Source organism: Pseudonocardia sp. DxW (assembly GCF_058448985.1).
Map to the genome: position 1 here is coordinate 26,179 of NZ_JBZFLK010000029.1, position 13,670 is coordinate 39,848.

25 protein-coding genes are annotated in these 13,670 nt (G+C 72.8%); 16 read left to right on the top strand and 9 right to left on the bottom strand.

Features of this window, described 5'->3' with window-relative positions:
• Positions 1-14 precede the first annotated feature (14 nt).
• The 16 genes from ACVJO7_RS30100 (at position 15) to ACVJO7_RS30175 (ending at position 9,271) form a co-directional block, all read left to right on the top strand.
• Complete coding sequence (locus tag ACVJO7_RS30100) at positions 15-140, top strand: hypothetical protein (RefSeq protein WP_491675756.1); 126 nt, start codon at positions 15-17, stop codon at positions 138-140.
• Positions 137-280, top strand: a complete 144-nt coding sequence (locus tag ACVJO7_RS30105) for a hypothetical protein (RefSeq protein WP_491675757.1) — start codon at positions 137-139, stop codon at positions 278-280. The genes ACVJO7_RS30100 and ACVJO7_RS30105 overlap by 4 nt, the downstream gene beginning before the upstream one ends.
• The gene (locus ACVJO7_RS30110; protein WP_491675758.1) at positions 277-462 is read left to right on the top strand and encodes a hypothetical protein; all 186 of its coding nucleotides are present in this window, start codon (positions 277-279) and stop codon (positions 460-462) included. The genes ACVJO7_RS30105 and ACVJO7_RS30110 overlap by 4 nt, the downstream gene beginning before the upstream one ends.
• Positions 459-1,274, top strand: a complete 816-nt coding sequence (locus tag ACVJO7_RS30115) for a hypothetical protein (RefSeq protein WP_491675759.1) — start codon at positions 459-461, stop codon at positions 1,272-1,274. Before ACVJO7_RS30110 ends, ACVJO7_RS30115 begins: the two co-directional genes overlap by 4 nt.
• Positions 1,271-1,693 (top strand): hypothetical protein, encoded by a 423-nt coding sequence (locus ACVJO7_RS30120; RefSeq protein ID WP_491675760.1) that lies wholly within the window; start codon positions 1,271-1,273, stop codon positions 1,691-1,693. The genes ACVJO7_RS30115 and ACVJO7_RS30120 overlap by 4 nt, the downstream gene beginning before the upstream one ends.
• Positions 1,690-1,881 carry a hypothetical protein gene (locus ACVJO7_RS30125; protein WP_491675761.1) on the top strand — a complete coding sequence of 64 codons (192 nt, stop codon included), beginning with the start codon at positions 1,690-1,692 and terminating at the stop codon, positions 1,879-1,881. The genes ACVJO7_RS30120 and ACVJO7_RS30125 overlap by 4 nt, the downstream gene beginning before the upstream one ends.
• The gene (locus ACVJO7_RS30130) at positions 1,878-3,143 is read left to right on the top strand and encodes a hypothetical protein (protein WP_491675762.1); all 1,266 of its coding nucleotides are present in this window, start codon (positions 1,878-1,880) and stop codon (positions 3,141-3,143) included. The genes ACVJO7_RS30125 and ACVJO7_RS30130 overlap by 4 nt, the downstream gene beginning before the upstream one ends.
• 28 nt (positions 3,144-3,171) lie before the next feature.
• A complete protein-coding gene (locus ACVJO7_RS30135; protein WP_491675763.1) occupies positions 3,172-3,753 on the top strand; it encodes an endonuclease domain-containing protein in 582 nt (193 codons plus the stop codon).
• Between the two features lie 88 nt (positions 3,754-3,841).
• Positions 3,842-4,378, top strand: coding sequence for a hypothetical protein (locus ACVJO7_RS30140; RefSeq protein WP_491675764.1), 537 nt, complete (start codon positions 3,842-3,844; stop codon positions 4,376-4,378).
• A gap of 128 nt (positions 4,379-4,506) precedes the next feature.
• Positions 4,507-4,740, top strand: a complete 234-nt coding sequence (locus ACVJO7_RS30145; protein WP_491675765.1) for a hypothetical protein — start codon at positions 4,507-4,509, stop codon at positions 4,738-4,740.
• A 70-nt stretch (positions 4,741-4,810) separates the two neighbouring features.
• Positions 4,811-5,146, top strand: a complete 336-nt coding sequence (locus ACVJO7_RS30150) for a hypothetical protein (RefSeq protein ID WP_491675766.1) — start codon at positions 4,811-4,813, stop codon at positions 5,144-5,146.
• A gap of 59 nt (positions 5,147-5,205) precedes the next feature.
• The gene (locus ACVJO7_RS30155; RefSeq protein WP_491675767.1) at positions 5,206-5,709 is read left to right on the top strand and encodes a hypothetical protein; all 504 of its coding nucleotides are present in this window, start codon (positions 5,206-5,208) and stop codon (positions 5,707-5,709) included.
• Between the two features lie 477 nt (positions 5,710-6,186).
• Positions 6,187-6,762 carry a hypothetical protein gene (locus ACVJO7_RS30160; RefSeq protein WP_491675768.1) on the top strand — a complete coding sequence of 192 codons (576 nt, stop codon included), beginning with the start codon at positions 6,187-6,189 and terminating at the stop codon, positions 6,760-6,762.
• Positions 6,759-7,250, top strand: a complete 492-nt coding sequence (locus ACVJO7_RS30165) for a hypothetical protein (protein WP_491675769.1) — start codon at positions 6,759-6,761, stop codon at positions 7,248-7,250. The genes ACVJO7_RS30160 and ACVJO7_RS30165 overlap by 4 nt, the downstream gene beginning before the upstream one ends.
• The gene (locus ACVJO7_RS30170) at positions 7,247-7,453 is read left to right on the top strand and encodes a hypothetical protein (protein WP_491675770.1); all 207 of its coding nucleotides are present in this window, start codon (positions 7,247-7,249) and stop codon (positions 7,451-7,453) included. Before ACVJO7_RS30165 ends, ACVJO7_RS30170 begins: the two co-directional genes overlap by 4 nt.
• 300 nt (positions 7,454-7,753) lie before the next feature.
• Positions 7,754-9,271 carry a hypothetical protein gene (locus ACVJO7_RS30175; protein ID WP_491675771.1) on the top strand — a complete coding sequence of 506 codons (1,518 nt, stop codon included), beginning with the start codon at positions 7,754-7,756 and terminating at the stop codon, positions 9,269-9,271.
• A 24-nt stretch (positions 9,272-9,295) separates the two neighbouring features.
• Here ACVJO7_RS30175 and ACVJO7_RS30180 read toward each other — a convergent pair whose 3' ends face one another.
• The 9 genes from ACVJO7_RS30180 to ACVJO7_RS30220 form a co-directional block, all read right to left on the bottom strand.
• The gene (locus ACVJO7_RS30180; protein WP_491675772.1) at positions 9,296-9,448 is read right to left on the bottom strand and encodes a hypothetical protein; all 153 of its coding nucleotides are present in this window, start codon (positions 9,446-9,448) and stop codon (positions 9,296-9,298) included.
• Positions 9,445-9,762 (bottom strand): hypothetical protein, encoded by a 318-nt coding sequence (locus ACVJO7_RS30185; protein WP_491675773.1) that lies wholly within the window; start codon positions 9,760-9,762, stop codon positions 9,445-9,447. Before ACVJO7_RS30185 ends, ACVJO7_RS30180 begins: the two co-directional genes overlap by 4 nt.
• Positions 9,759-10,433 carry a nucleotide-binding protein gene (locus tag ACVJO7_RS30190; protein WP_491675774.1) on the bottom strand — a complete coding sequence of 225 codons (675 nt, stop codon included), beginning with the start codon at positions 10,431-10,433 and terminating at the stop codon, positions 9,759-9,761. Before ACVJO7_RS30190 ends, ACVJO7_RS30185 begins: the two co-directional genes overlap by 4 nt.
• An 83-nt stretch (positions 10,434-10,516) precedes the next feature.
• A complete protein-coding gene (locus ACVJO7_RS30195; RefSeq protein WP_491675775.1) occupies positions 10,517-10,792 on the bottom strand; it encodes a type II toxin-antitoxin system RelE family toxin in 276 nt (91 codons plus the stop codon).
• A gap of 3 nt (positions 10,793-10,795) precedes the next feature.
• Positions 10,796-11,074 (bottom strand): type II toxin-antitoxin system prevent-host-death family antitoxin, encoded by a 279-nt coding sequence (locus ACVJO7_RS30200; RefSeq protein ID WP_491675776.1) that lies wholly within the window; start codon positions 11,072-11,074, stop codon positions 10,796-10,798.
• Positions 11,075-11,253: 179 nt separating this feature from the next.
• Positions 11,254-11,613 (bottom strand): hypothetical protein, encoded by a 360-nt coding sequence (locus ACVJO7_RS30205; protein WP_491675777.1) that lies wholly within the window; start codon positions 11,611-11,613, stop codon positions 11,254-11,256.
• Between the two features lie 33 nt (positions 11,614-11,646).
• On the bottom strand, positions 11,647-12,585 hold the full coding sequence (locus ACVJO7_RS30210; protein WP_491675778.1) for a glycoside hydrolase family 19 protein: 939 nt from the start codon (positions 12,583-12,585) through the stop codon (positions 11,647-11,649).
• A 4-nt stretch (positions 12,586-12,589) separates the two neighbouring features.
• Positions 12,590-13,378, bottom strand: coding sequence for a hypothetical protein (locus ACVJO7_RS30215; protein WP_491675779.1), 789 nt, complete (start codon positions 13,376-13,378; stop codon positions 12,590-12,592).
• Positions 13,375-13,653, bottom strand: a complete 279-nt coding sequence (locus tag ACVJO7_RS30220) for a hypothetical protein (protein ID WP_491675780.1) — start codon at positions 13,651-13,653, stop codon at positions 13,375-13,377. The genes ACVJO7_RS30215 and ACVJO7_RS30220 overlap by 4 nt, the downstream gene beginning before the upstream one ends.
• Between the last annotated feature and the right edge of the window lie 17 nt (positions 13,654-13,670).

Sequence of the window (13,670 nt, forward strand, 5' to 3'; positions counted from 1 at the left end):
CGGAGGTACTGACCATGTCCCGGCACTGGCACGACGACGAGGACGACCCGCGGATCGACCACGCCGAGGACGTCCGCGACCACGGCGACGACGGCGGCCGCGCCGAGTCCCGCTACGCCGAGGCGGTGTACGGCCGATGATCGCCGCCCTGTTCGCTCTGCTCGCCGTCGCCCTGTGGGTGGCCGGCCTGGCGCTCGGCTGGACCGAGTACCAGTTCATCGCCGTGGTGGCGGTCGTCGTGCTCGCCATGGCCGCCGTGGACCGGGTGGTGTTCCGGTGAGCACCGCCCGCCCGGCCCCGCTCGTCGCTGGTGAGGCCGCGTACGCCCACGAGCGGACCGCCGGCGCAACCGAGGTCGAGGCGCTCGATGTGGCGCTGCACGAGGCGCTGCGGGCGGCCGGGCGGCCGGTGCCGGGTACTCCGCGCAAGACTCGATCGGACAAGAGAAAGGCGAGGCGATGACCGGCTACAAGATCGGCGACCGGGACACAGAGGGTGACGCCGCGCCGGTGTCAGGTACCGGCGAGCAGGACGAGCGCTACGAACTGATCTGGCAGGCAGCGCACCAGACGTTCGACCCGGACAGCGTGCTGGCCGACATCGAGTTCGCGGAGAGCTACGACGACGCGGTGAAGTTCGCTCAGGACATGGTGGATCGGTTCGCGCCTGCCGACCGGTCCCCGCGTTCGTGGTCGCTGCCTGTCCCTCCCCCGGAGGTGACCGAGGCGCTGGGCTACTTCGACCGCTACCCCGGACTGAGGTACATCCTGCGCCTGGGGCACGCGAGTGACGAGACGCTGGGGCACGCGGCGACGATCGTGCGGTGGGTGCTGACGCTGGACGCCGCCCCGCAGGGTGACGGGTTCGTGGGGACCCGGGTGCGAGACATGTCCTGCGGGTGCGAGGAGGACGCTGCTCCGCAGGGTGACGCGCCGGTGTTCGCGGTCGGCGACCGGGTGCGGGTGAAGTCGACCGTGCTCCCGACGGGGCACAGCGGGGACCACCGCGGCGACGCGTGGTTCGGGGACGCCATGTGGTCACCGCTTCCCGCCCCGGAGCCGCAGGCTGCCGAGCCGCCCACGTTCTCGCGCGGGTTCTACCGGCTCGCCCGGGACCTGGTAGTGGACGGAAACATCGTCTGCGCCCGGTCGCTGGTGTTCGTCAAGCGTGTCCGCGACGGAGAGGTTCACCTGTCGCACACCTGGGGTCAGGTCGACGCGACGCCTGCCGCTCTCGCCGCTGCCGGTGCCGAGCGGGTGGAGGACGGGTCATGAGTTTCATCGGACGGGATGAAGGGCGTCGGCGACGTCGTACCCGGGTCGCGGAGTGGGCGGAGTCCCTGCCGACACCGCAGTTCGTGGACGTGCAACAGATGCTCGCCGATCACGACGAGGTCGACGCGCTGCGTGCTCGGGTGGCGGAGCTGGAAGCCGCCGGGTCCCCGGACGACGCACACACCGCCACCGAGACCCCCGCGGTGACCGAGCTGGTCGCCCGCTGCGAGAACTTCCGCGAGGACATCGAGAGCCCGTGCACCGGCGAAGTTCGGTTCCGGCGGGGCATGTCCCAGTCCGACCCGTGCAACGTGTGCGGAGGTCGGGACGGGGTCGCGGTCGCGGCGTGGGATCGCGTGGAGCACCGCACGGTGTCGACGACTACCCGCACCACCGACTGGAAGGCAGAGACCCCGTGAGCCCCACCGAGCGCGCTCGCTATTACGCAGCGCTGTTCACGCACCTCGGCGCGAAGTGGCGCATGAACGTCCCGGTCGACGGCACCGTGGACAAGCACAGCGACCGGATGTGGCTGACCGGGGTGCAGATCGCGAAGCCGGACGGCGCTGTCGCCTGGGCGGTCGTCACCGAGGGGGCCGAGCGATGACCGCCGACGACCAGCGGGCCGCCGAGACCCGCCTGGACCACTTCCTGGCGAAGCTCGACCGGATGGTCAACGAGGATCGGATCGACGACCCGCGCGATGTGCGGGCCGCGCTCGACGAGTCGCAGGCGACGATCCGGCGTCTGCGCGCCGAGGTTGACCGCCTGCACTCGTGGGAGGGACTGATGTCCCTGCTCGACGAGCACTGGCCCGTCGACATCTTCCGCGCCGACCCGATGGACGATGCCGCCGACTCGGGGCCGCGCATCGTCGCCCTGCTGCGATGGGTGGACCGTCTGCGCGCCGAGCTGGCCGAGGCCGGCGAGCGCGGGCACGCGATCATCCGGCGCCTGATCGGCAACCTCGCCGAGCGGGTCAGCGCCGAGACCGATCCGGGCACCGAGGCGCTGGGCGCGCTGTGGGAGGCCCGCCAGTTCGTACGCGCGGCCCCGGCTGTCGCACGCACGGACGGGCAGCCCCCGGCCGTCGGCGACCGCGTGCTCGTGCCCGGTGTGGTGGAGCAGGTCGACGAGGACGACAGCAGCGTCTACGCGGCAACGCACAAGGTGCGGTTCACCGACGACGTGCACGAGTCGGCCGAGTGGTTCGGGGTTGCGGCACTGCGTCGGGACGAGTCCGCGGCCCCGGCCGACGACACCGCCCGCCTCGGACCCGCACCGATCGAGTGGGGGGAGCTGTTCACTGGTGTCCTCGACGACCTGATCTCGAAGGTCATCCGGGACGTCGGGGACCTGGCGCTGCTGCGGAATCGGGCGGCCGTGGAGCTGGGCAAGATCGTGGTTGAGCGAGCGGGGACTGGCCCTCGCCCGGCCGACGACACCGCCCGCGCGGCGGACGGGAAGCCCCCGGCCGACGAGCCGTCCGCGCCGGTCCTGTCGGATTACGCACAGCGCAACGCTGAGGCACTGGGGCGAGCGATCGATCAGGCCGAGGAGGAGACACGAGTCGCGCGGGCCGAGCGGGACGAGCTGCGCGTCAAGCTGGAGGAGGCACGCTCGCTCGCCGAGCAAGTTCGGACCGCGCCCGACCGCACCGGTCCGGTCGTGCACCTGCGTGACGTCGGCCCGTTGCGGCGCGAGCTGGTCGCCGACATCGCCCGCGATGGCACCGCTGCCGACCACTTGCCGCCCCGGGAGGTGCTACGCCGCCTCGACGCGCTCCCGTTCGCGGCCCCGGCCGACGACACCGCCGCACCGGCGGAATCCCGGGACGCGAGCACGGACGGCGGTGAACACAGCCCGTAGCGAGGTGCGGTCGTGCTACAGTCAATGTATGACCGCACCCGCCCCGGCTGCTGCCGCGCACCCCTGCCGGCGGTGCGCCGTCCTGCCCGAGCTGCCGCCTGGCGCGCCGAAACCCAAGAGCTACGTGCGCGCCGGGTTCCGGCCGCCCAAGCCGCGCCCGACCACCGGCGGGCCGCGCTCGCAGCTCTGCGGCGAGCACGTCCGCGAACAGCGCGACGAACGCCGACTCGTGCAGCGCACCACGAACAAGGCCCGCGGGTTCGGCCTCGACGCCGAACTGCAACTCGCCCTGTGGACGTTCCAGGGCTCGGCGTGCCCGTGCGGGGCGAAGCACTCCCCCGGCGAGATCCCCTCCGGCGTACACACCGACCATGACCACGACTACGCCCGGGAGCACTGCGACCACGCCGCCGACAAGGGCTGCCCCGACTGCGTGCTCGGATTTCTGTGCGCCTCGTGCAACCGCGACCTGATCGGCCGGCTCACCGGACAGCGCAAGAGCCGCGCCGCCGTGGCCGAGTCCGTCGCCCGTCTCGCCGAGTTCCTCGCTCGACCCCCACTGCCCGCCCTGCTCGCCGAGCGAGCCGAACACGAACGGATCGCAGCATGACCGGCGCCGCACGATATCGCCCCCCGTCTGGTCACACTTTCACCCGGACAAGGGCTGTGGCATGACCACAGGCTGCTACGGTTCGGCCGTGGACGACGCCCAGCGGGACGCACTCATTCGGCATCGACAAGCCGTTGACCAGGCAACCCGCGCCTATGACGAGGCGCTCACGGCCCGTAACGAACTGCTGCTCGCCCTGCGCCGTCGCGGCATCGGCGCCACCCCTCTGGTGCGCGTACTGTCCGAGGGTCGTGCACATGGTGTAAATCGAGTGACCGTCGCCCGCATGTTCTGGGAAGCCGGACTCGGCGAGGAGGCGCTCGACCGGCGCCTCGGACGGGCATTCGGCGAGGACGCACCCAGCCTGCCCGATGACCTGCGCAAGGCTCGCCGCGACCTCGCCGCCGCACAGGTCATCGTCGACCGGGCCGCGGCCCGGTTGTCCGCGGCCGTACAGGAGCGCGACCAGACCGTGGTCCGGCTCGCCACCCGCGAGCAGGTCGGCCCCACCGAGCAGGCAGACGTGCTCGACCTGTCGCCCAGGACGTTGCAGGGCGTCGTGAACCGGTACCGGTGGTCCGAGCGCAACCGCGGCACCGGCCCGGCCCTGCTCGACGGCGAGTAGCTCGCCCCGGCCCCGGATCGCCCGGGGTCAGGTTCGGGTCGGAGATCAGTATTCACGGATATCCGTAGATCAGTATTCACGGGAGTACGGGACAGGCCCGCACCCCGCCAACGAGAGGGCCCCCCGACATGGCACCCCGCACCCCCGCCTCCGCCACTGCGGCCGGGCTCGACGTGTTCGCCTCCCCGATCGCGGCAGAGCTGCTCGCCGCCGAGATCGAGGAGCACGCCGACCGCGTCGCGCAGGACGCCGCCGAGCAGGGCAAGAGCCGCATCACCGAGGCCCGGGTCAAGGCGCTGCGCCGGCACGCCGGGCAGTTCGCTCGCCTCGGCGCGAGCACCGAGCACGGGGACGAGCAGTGATCGGGCTGCGCGAGTTCGCGCTCGTCGCGCCGCTGCTCGTCGTCCTGATCCTGTCGGGGGTGTGGCCGGCATGACGACATGGCGCGACCTCGGCGCCGCCCTGGCCGATCCGGAGATCGTCGCCCGGTGGGTGACGCTGTTCGTCGCCGCGGTGGCCACGGGCGGTTTCGCCCTGGCGCTCGGCGCGGAGCTGCACCCGTTGTGGGGGTGGGGGTTCCTGTTCCTGGTCGCCGCCTCGGCTGCGGCGTGGCTGATGCGTCGGTGGTTCGACGAGCGGGACCGGCGGGCCGCGGCCGAGGAGAGGGCTCGGCGGGCGCGGGAGTCGGGCGCTCTGCCGGAGGTGTCGCCGGTGGCGCGCGAGGACCCGCCGTCGGGTGGGGCACCGCGGGCGGGCTGGACGCGCTGACGTTGCGGATCGAAATGGGCCGGGTTTCTGTCACGTAGCGTAACGAAAGGGGGTCTGACGTGGGCGTGTCCGATGGCGTCAAGCCGGGCCCCGACGGGCCCGAGGACGAGACCTGCCTCAAGGCTTGGGAGCTGCGTGTGCAGGGCCGTAGTCCGGCGTTCATCGCCGAGTACCACTCGGTGTCGGTCTCGACGATCAAGCGGTGGATCAAGCGCGGCCGGGAGCTGGCCGAGGTCGTCGAGTACGAGGAGAAGGTCGCCGACCCGATCCGGCGCATCGACCTCGCCGCCGAGCAGGCGCGGCAGCTCGCCACCACCGACATGATCATTTCGTGGATGGGGTCGTTCGTCGAGCGCGGCGGCGACGAGGACAAGGCCGCCACGGTCGTGCTCAAGGCCCTGGAACGCCGTGCCGCGGCGACCGGGTCGGACCCGCCGCGGCAGGTCGCCATCCGCAACCACAACGACACGAACGGCCCCCCGGCAGCTCCGGCGCCGTGGATCGCGGGGGCGATCCGGACGTTCGACGCCGGGGGCGACCCGATGGACGGGGACGAGGGGTAGGACTTGCGTAGCGTGGTGCGGGCACGCTACAGTTGGCCTTGCGCGGCTGGGCATAGCGAAGCGCGGCATGGCGCGGCAGTGCTCGGCTCGGCTGGGCCCGGCATGGCGAGGACGGTAGCTCGGATGGTCGCACCGGTGGTTCGACTCCACCGGCGAGCACGCAAGGCGCGGCGTGGCCAGGCTAGGCGCGGCGAGGCGCGGCATGGCGAGGCCGGGCATGGCGAGGACGGTAGCTCGGATGGTCGCACCGGTGGTTCGACTCCACCGGCGAGCACGCAAGGCCGCGAGGCCGGGCTGGGCAGCGCCGTGCTCGGCGCGGCTGGGCCAGGCCAGGCAAGGCAAGGGCTACACCAGGGCGAGCGGCACACATCGAGGTTCGAGTCCTCGACGCCCACCACGAGCAACGCATCACGCCACAGCGACACCAGGTCGCGACACGGCATCCCGCGAGACGCTCGGACAGGAGAACGCTCCCCGATGGCAACCATGACCCTCACGGCGACGCAGCCGATGCTCATGCACAACGTGCAGCTCGGCGACCCGGAGAACCACTACGTTCGCGAGATCGGACGGCTCAACGCGCTCAAGGGCAAGATCACCGACGACCAGCGTGCCGAGCGCGACTACCTCAAGTGGCGCGGCGGGTTCTACTACGACGACGACCTCGGCCCCGTGCTCCCCGCGGCGAACGTGTTCCGGTCGCTCCAACAGGCGGCGTCGCTGACCCGCAACGGCAAGGACATCGAGCGCGGGCTGGTCATCCTCGACGAGCACGCCGCCCTCGACTACGACGGCCCGCGGGACCCGGATTCGATGTGGGGCGAGGGCAAGTCTCGGTACGTCGACCGGCGGATGGCGCGGGTCAACCGGGCCCCCGTGGTGGCGGTCCGGCCGCGGTTCGACCAGTGGTCGGCGACGTTCCGGTTCACCCTCGACGAGGACGTGATGAGCATGGACGATTTCGAGTTCATCGCGGAGAAGGCCGGCCGGATGATCCACATCGGAGACTACCGCCGGTTCTTCGGCGCCTACGCGGTCGAGGTCACGGAGTGAGCACCGAGCGGGAGCCGTACACGCCGCACGGCGTGGTGTCGGCGGTCGCGGCCTGCGAAGAGATCATCCTGCGCATCGAGCCGAAGGACGGCATCACGGTCGCGCAGGCCGTGGACGACGTCGAGACCATCTGCGAGCACCGGCACACCCGCGAGTACGTGCAGCAGTCGATGCGGCTTGCGTCGGAGAACCTCGCCGCCCGCGGCCTGCTCGGCGTCGTCGCGCACTCCGGCGGATGGGAGCGACTGGACGACCCGGGCGGCATCCGGCAGGCCCGACGGCACGCCGAGAAGGCCCGGCGCCAGGTCGTCCGGACGGTGCACATCGCCGAGGCGACCGACTCGGAGCGGCTGACCTGGGACGAGCGCGACACCCGGGACCACCTGATCCGGATGCGACAGGCGGAGGAGGTCACTCGGCTGCGCCGCATCCGGAAGTTCCGGCCGGTGGGAGGGTCGCCGGAGGGCGCGGCGGAGATCGGCGCATGACGGACAAAGTGCACGAGAACCGGCTCCGCCGGGTGGCCGAGCGACAGGGGTTGGCGCTGGTCCGGTCCCGCCGCCGGGACCCGCGGGCGCTGGACTACGGGCTGTACGCGCTACTACCTGCGGATCACGGACGCCCCTCGGGCGCGTTCCGGCCGGGGGAGGGCATGACGCTCGCCGAAGTCGAGGAGCGACTCGGCGGATAGACCTGCATGGCGCGGCTTGGCCCGGCTGAGCCAGGCATGGCAGCGCTCGGCAGGGCGCGGCAGGGCAAGGGCAACACCAGCACGGATGGTCGTAGATCAGGTTCGACTCCTGATCCGTGCGCGCAAGGCCGGGCACAGCACAGCGGGGCAGGGCCGGGCTCGGCGGGGCAAGGCAAGGGCAATACCCGGACGACCGGCAGGCATCGAGGTTCGAGCCCTCGACGTCCACGCGGGGCCAGGCTAGGCCGTGCGGGGCACGGCAAGGCCCGGCAGGGCAAGGGCTACACGGAGGGCGGCGCGTTGACCACGGCGGAGAGCACCATCGAGTTCCCCGCAGGGGTCGACGGCCGTCCTTTCCTGCGCGGACTCGCGCACTCGGGCGTCGCCGTGTCCGCGGCCTACCGGCGTCACGTCACCCGCGACTCGCCGCTGCGGTTCGGGTTGACGTACATGCCGCACCTGCTCCGGCACCCGGTCACCGGTCGGGTCTCGTTCTCGGAGGCACATCTCGACCTGGTCGGGGCGATCTCGCAGTGGGCCGACCAGCGCGCGCAAAACGTCGGCTGGGCCATCCCGCGCGGCGGGGCGAAAACAACATGGCTGTTCGGGATCGGCCCGGCATGGGCGCTCGCCCACGGGCACCGCAAGTTCCTGCTCTCGTTCGCCCTGACTGCGGGCCAGGCAGAGGCGCACCTCGACAACCTACGTGCCGAGATCGACGGCCCGGACCGCAACGAGCTGCTGCTCGCCGACTTCCCCGAGATGGCGCCGGTGCGCGGACAGAACCGGCGCGGCCACGTCCGGCTCGTCGGCGGCGGTGCGATGCGCGCTCGCGGCATGACCGGCACCGCCCTTGGCGTGCGGAACCGGCAGACCCGCCCGGACCTGATCATCGGCGACGACATCGAGCCGGACTCGGACAGGCACACCCCGGAGCGCAAGGCCGACCTTGAGGCCCGGCTGACCAGCTCCATCCTGCCGATGGGCGGCTCAACCACGGTCGTCCATCTCGCCGGGACGACCACGATGGCCGGCTCGCTCATGGACGACGTCGTGCGCGCCGCCCTGCCCGAGGACGACCGCGACCACCGGGTGGCGTCGTGGATCGCGGCACACGGGTTCGTGCCGAGGCACTGGCCGGCGATCCTCGACGAGGGCACCGAGCACGAGCGCAGCCTATGGCCGCAGCGCTGGACGCTCGACGAGCTGCGCCACCGCCGGGAGACCTCGCCGCAGGACTACGCGCTCAACTACGCGAATCGGCCCGCCTCGGCGGGGGCGCGCGGGTACTGGCGCCCGGAGTTGATCCGGTACAACCCGCGCCGCGAGATCGTGCGCCGCGTGCTGTCGGTGGATCCGGCGATGTCGAACGGCAAGGGCAACGACCGGACCGCGCTGGCGTTGCTCGGCCTCGACGTGACCGGGCGGGTTGTGGTCGTCGAGCGGGTGCTGGCCGGGCAGTATCACGGCGTCGAGCTGCTGAATCTGTTGTGCTCGTGGACCGAGGCGTACCCGGAGACGCTGCGCGAGTGGGTGATCGAGACGCAGCACGGCGGGGACCGGTGGGAGACCGACATCCTCGCGCCGCGCCCGCCCGGGGTGCGGTTCGTGCACGCCAAGGGCGTGTCCGGGCGGCACAAGGCGGCCCGGATCGGTGAGGAGCTGCTCGGGCACTACCAACGCCGCGCGGTCGAGCACCGGGAGCCGATGCAGGCCCTAGAGGATCAGGCGTTGGCGTGGACGCCGGCCGCGACCAAGGACGACCTGCTCGATGCGGTCGGCAACGGGGTGCGGCACCTGCTCGGGCGCGGCCAGTAGATCAGTGACTACGGGGCCCTGTACCTACTGAGGTACGGGGCCCTCGTCGTGGCCGGGGTCGGTGCGCTCGATCAGCGCCCATGCCCGGCGGCGCAGCACCTCGTGCTCGGGCGACAAGGCGGCCGCGACCTCGGCGAGCGTCGCGCGCAGGTCGTCGAGGTCGCGGCCGGTGCTCACTTCGGGACCCGCAGGTCACCGAGGATCTTGCGCGCGAGGGTCTCATCGGTGACCAGGCGCGCCACCAGGGCATCGAGCGCCTCCTGTTGCGTGACCCGGGCCTGGCCGAGGTTGAACGCGGCGTCTCGGCGCCACTCGTCGAACGCGCGGTAGCGGGCCGGGGACATGTCGTAGGTGATCCGCACCGGCCGGGCCAGCGCCTTGGGTGGGGCGGCACCCTCGTCGTCCTCGCCGTGTACCGGCGCGGCGGCACGGTCGCGGCTGGCCTTGAGTCGGGCGGCCTGCTCGGCGGCGCGTTCGGCGGCGGTGCTCACGAGGTGCTCCCGGTCAGGTCGGCGGTGGAGTGGTCGAGGGCGAGCAGCTCGGCGACGGCGTCACCGTAGCCGGTCTGTGCGGCCCCGGTGATGGGCTGGCCGAAGCTCTGCGCGTAGCGCTCCCGGCGGGCGACGACGGCGCGCAGGACGGGCCAGCCGTCGGCGGCGATGGCGGCGCGGTACGCCTCGGTGCTCGCGGCCTGCGGCACGGTGCGCCCGAGCTGCACACCGATCCGGGGCGGGCGCTCGTCGGGCCGCAGCTCGGTCGCCTCTTGCAGTACGGCGTTGAGGTCGGGCAGCCGGTCGTACTCGTGCCCGGTCGGGGCGATCGGGACGAGCAGGTGGGTGCACGCCCGCATCGCCGAGAGCACGATCGAGGGGCCCTTCTCGGTGGGCGGGGTGTCGATCACGACGGTGTCGAACCGGTCCCCGGCGATGCCGGGGACCTCGCGGTGCAGCTTGCCCGAGGGCTGGCCGACCACGGGGAACGGGAACGCGGCGACGTCGTGCCAGCGCAGGAGCCCGCCCTGGGGGTCGGCGTCGACACCGAGCACGGCCAGGCCGCGCTCGTGCAGGGCGTGCAGGGCGTGCGCCGCGGTGGTGGTCTTGCCGGTGCCGCCCTTGACGTTGGCCACGGCGAGCACCGTTGGGCCTCGGGGGTTCGTCGTCATGGCGGGCAGCGTAGCGCGGTCCGTATCGCAGTGAGCCCGTGTGCGCGTACCTCCGTGTTCACGGATCCACGGGGATACTGACCTCAGAGTCGGTCGTAGATCTCGCGCCGGTGCCCGAGCGCCACTACGGAGACGGTCAGAATGCCGCCGTCGAGGGTGTAGACGATGCGGTAGTCACCGACTCGCAGTTTCCAGCGTCCGGGCTGGTGGCGCATCGGTACGCCGCCGCTGCTCGATGGTCCTGCTGCGAGGACGTCGAGCGCGTCGAGGAGTCGTTTCGCCATCGGGCGATCGAGCTTGCGCAGTTGCCGGCGGGCGGTGGGGGTCAGCTCGACGTGCCAGCGGGGAGCGTTCGGCACGGGTCAGTCGTCGCCGAGGATCTCGGTGCGGACCTGGTCGAGGCTGTAGCGCGTGCCGTCGTCCTCGGCGAGGGCGTCGGTGGCCATGCGCGACAGCGCCCGGTCCTCCAGCTCGTCGAGCAGTTCGAGGTACTCGGCCGGGACCACGGCGGCGACCCGGCGGCCGTTGCGGGTGATCGCGGTGACGGCGTGGGCGTGCTCGGCCTGGCCGAGGATCCGGGAGATGTCGCGGCGCGCGTCGGTGGCGCTGTACTCCGCGATGCCGTCCGAGGTGATGCTCATGCGCAGAGTGTACATTCTGCGCGCTCTGTACGCCAAGAGTCAGTGAGTCCGTGACCCCGTAGATACGGGCCGATAATATCTGTTATGACAGGTCACGCGGGGACCCCGCAGGGTTCAAGGTGGGGGAACGCGCCCGACCGGGGCGGCCCGGGGAGCGTAGCGCACCCCGGGCCGCGGCGTCAGCTCTCGCGGACCGGCAGCGCGCCCCTGGGCGGGGCGCCGTCCGACCGCACCAGCGGCTCGCCGTCGAGGTCGCGCGGCGCCGCGGCCGGGGTGACCTTCGCCCGGCCGGTCTCCGAGGTCGAGAATGCGGCCACGATGGCCGAGACCAGCGGCAGCACGCCGCCGACGATCGTACCGACGGCGATGGTCGTCGGTTCCAGCGCCTCGCCGGCCGCGGTCACCGCGTCGACCTGCGCCGAGGACAGCACGCCGTAGGTGCCGAGCGCGCCGACGGTGGCGGCGATCGCGCCCCACCCGGTGGCGACCCTCGCCGCGATGTCGCGCAGCGGGTTCTCCGTGGAATCGATCTTGAACATGGGTCTCCCTAGGGGGTTGTGGCGAGGAACGGTTTACTGACCGGTGGTCAGGTACAGCGGGCCCACCTCGGCCAGGGCCTCGACGAGCAGCGCGCGGACGTCGTCGGCGGTCATCGGCGAGCCGTCGGCCCGAGAGCCGGCCGCGGCCAGCGCCGAGCGCAACGTCGCGATCTCGCCGCGCACCGCGGCCGAGTTGTCCCGGGCGTGCGCGCCGTGCGCCGTCGACCAGGCCAGCATCGCGAACGCCTCTTGTGGTGGGAGGTCGTCGCGGTACCAGTCGGGGATCGGGTGGTGCCAGATCGCGCGCGGCGCCTCCTCGCGGACGATGCGGCGCAGGTCGTCCTCGGTGGCCATGTCGAACCAGTCCCCTTCCGGGGTAGGGGCGCCCGCGGGGGCGCCGTTGGGCAAGAGCCGGTCACCGAGCCGCAGCGCGGCGTTGTACCGGCGCTGGCGGTCGGCCCACCCGTTGGGCATCCGGTCCTCGAACCACCCGTTCACCGACCGGGACACGGCGAGCAGGTCCCCGGCGTCGGCGTAGCCGTTGATCCGCGGTCGGGCCACCGTCCAATACCAGGACGCGGCCAGGCCCGACCACGGTGGCGTCGCGACCAGCCCCGGGTTGCGCACGAAGTGGTCGGCGGCCGCGACCAGGCCGCGGCCGTGGGCCCAGCGGGAGAACGCGCCGTAGTTGTTGCGGCCCGTGAGCTGGATCCAGCCGCGGCCCTTGAACCGCGGCCCGTCCCCGGCGACGGTGTTGCCCAGGTCCCGGCGGCCCTCATAGGCGCGGCCGTCGGCGATCTCCTCCTGGTGGATCAGCGACCTGGTCTCGTGCCCAACCTCGCCGCACCACGCCGCGGCGCGCCGCGGCGTCGTGCACTGCGCCGCGCGCATCGCCTCGTTCATCGCCGCGTGGTAGCGCTCGGCCCGGCCCCGGGTGCAGCCGAACGCGGCCATCATCGTGTCGACGTCCACGGCGCTACTCCTCGTCGTCGGGCGGCGGGGCCGGGCCGGTGCGCTCGCCGCAGGTCAGCACCGGGGCGGCGTCCGAGCCGCCGGAGCGCTCGCAGACCCGCTGCGAGCCGTCGGGGAACACGAACGTCTGCACCGCCGGGGCGGCGGCGTTGATGCCGTCTCGGCCGTCGGCGCCGTCCTGGCCGCGCTCACCGCGCGGGCCGGGCGGCAGCGGGCCGGCGTCGATCACGTCGCCGTCGGTGAGCCGGACGACCAGGCGCCCGTCGACCGAGGCGACCGACTCCACGCCGACGCCGCGGGGTCCGACGACCGTGCCGAGCACACGGGTCACGTCGTCGGAGAACTCGACGACCAACCGGCCGCGGTCGTCGAGGCGGGTCGAGGTGATCGAGCGGCCGTCGGCGCCGGGGTCGCCGTCCTCGCCGACGACCCGGCCGACCACGTCGCGGGCGCCGTCGGAGTAGAGCACGACGAGCTGTTCGCCCTCGATCGTCGTCGTCAGGATGCCGCGCCCGTCCACCCCGTCCGCTCCTGACGCGCCGTCGGTGCCGCCGGGGCCGCGTGGCCCGCGGCGCTCGCCCCGGGCGACCTGCTCGGCGAGGGGGCAGTCCGCGCCCACCTGCTCGGCGCGGACCCGGTCGGTCGTGCACAGCGTGGCCAGGGGCATCGCGACGCGCTGCGCGGTGTCCTCGGCCTCGCTCGCCGACTGCGCGGTGCCCAGGTTCCCGGTCAGTGCGACCGCGGCCATGCCCACGGCGAGGGCACCGAGGACCCAGTGCCCGTAACGGCTCACCGGGCCCGCCGCCGGCGCCGGATCGGGCCGGTGTCCGGGTCGTCCCGGCCCGGCGGGGACGGGAGCCCGTAGATCTCGCGCAGCCTCTCCTCGGCGGCGTCGCGCTGTGCTCGTATCCGATCGTTCTCCGCCCGCTGCGCCGCCATCTCCGCGCGGTGCCGCGCCGATGACTTCACCTGCCAGCCGATCAGCATCGTCGCCATCACCAGCAGTCCCGCGGTGGCGGCCGCCTCCGGGAATGCCCGGCCGATCAGGGAGAGCAGGTCGGGATCCACCGGGGTACTCCTCGGGG

Coding starts and splice junctions, on each gene's coding strand:
- ACVJO7_RS30205 (WP_491675777.1), bottom strand. CDS start 11,613: ATGTTCAAGATCGATTCCACGGAGAACCCGCTGCGCGACATCGCGGCG.
- ACVJO7_RS30145 (WP_491675765.1), top strand. CDS start 4,507: ATGGCACCCCGCACCCCCGCCTCCGCCACTGCGGCCGGGCTCGACGTG.
- ACVJO7_RS30105 (WP_491675757.1), top strand. CDS start 137: ATGATCGCCGCCCTGTTCGCTCTGCTCGCCGTCGCCCTGTGGGTGGCC.
- ACVJO7_RS30130 (WP_491675762.1), top strand. CDS start 1,878: ATGACCGCCGACGACCAGCGGGCCGCCGAGACCCGCCTGGACCACTTC.
- ACVJO7_RS30100 (WP_491675756.1), top strand. CDS start 15: ATGTCCCGGCACTGGCACGACGACGAGGACGACCCGCGGATCGACCAC.
- ACVJO7_RS30115 (WP_491675759.1), top strand. CDS start 459: ATGACCGGCTACAAGATCGGCGACCGGGACACAGAGGGTGACGCCGCG.
- ACVJO7_RS30120 (WP_491675760.1), top strand. CDS start 1,271: ATGAGTTTCATCGGACGGGATGAAGGGCGTCGGCGACGTCGTACCCGG.
- ACVJO7_RS30160 (WP_491675768.1), top strand. CDS start 6,187: ATGGCAACCATGACCCTCACGGCGACGCAGCCGATGCTCATGCACAAC.
- ACVJO7_RS30190 (WP_491675774.1), bottom strand. CDS start 10,433: ATGACGACGAACCCCCGAGGCCCAACGGTGCTCGCCGTGGCCAACGTC.
- ACVJO7_RS30150 (WP_491675766.1), top strand. CDS start 4,811: ATGACGACATGGCGCGACCTCGGCGCCGCCCTGGCCGATCCGGAGATC.
- ACVJO7_RS30135 (WP_491675763.1), top strand. CDS start 3,172: ATGACCGCACCCGCCCCGGCTGCTGCCGCGCACCCCTGCCGGCGGTGC.
- ACVJO7_RS30170 (WP_491675770.1), top strand. CDS start 7,247: ATGACGGACAAAGTGCACGAGAACCGGCTCCGCCGGGTGGCCGAGCGA.
- ACVJO7_RS30200 (WP_491675776.1), bottom strand. CDS start 11,074: ATGAGCATCACCTCGGACGGCATCGCGGAGTACAGCGCCACCGACGCG.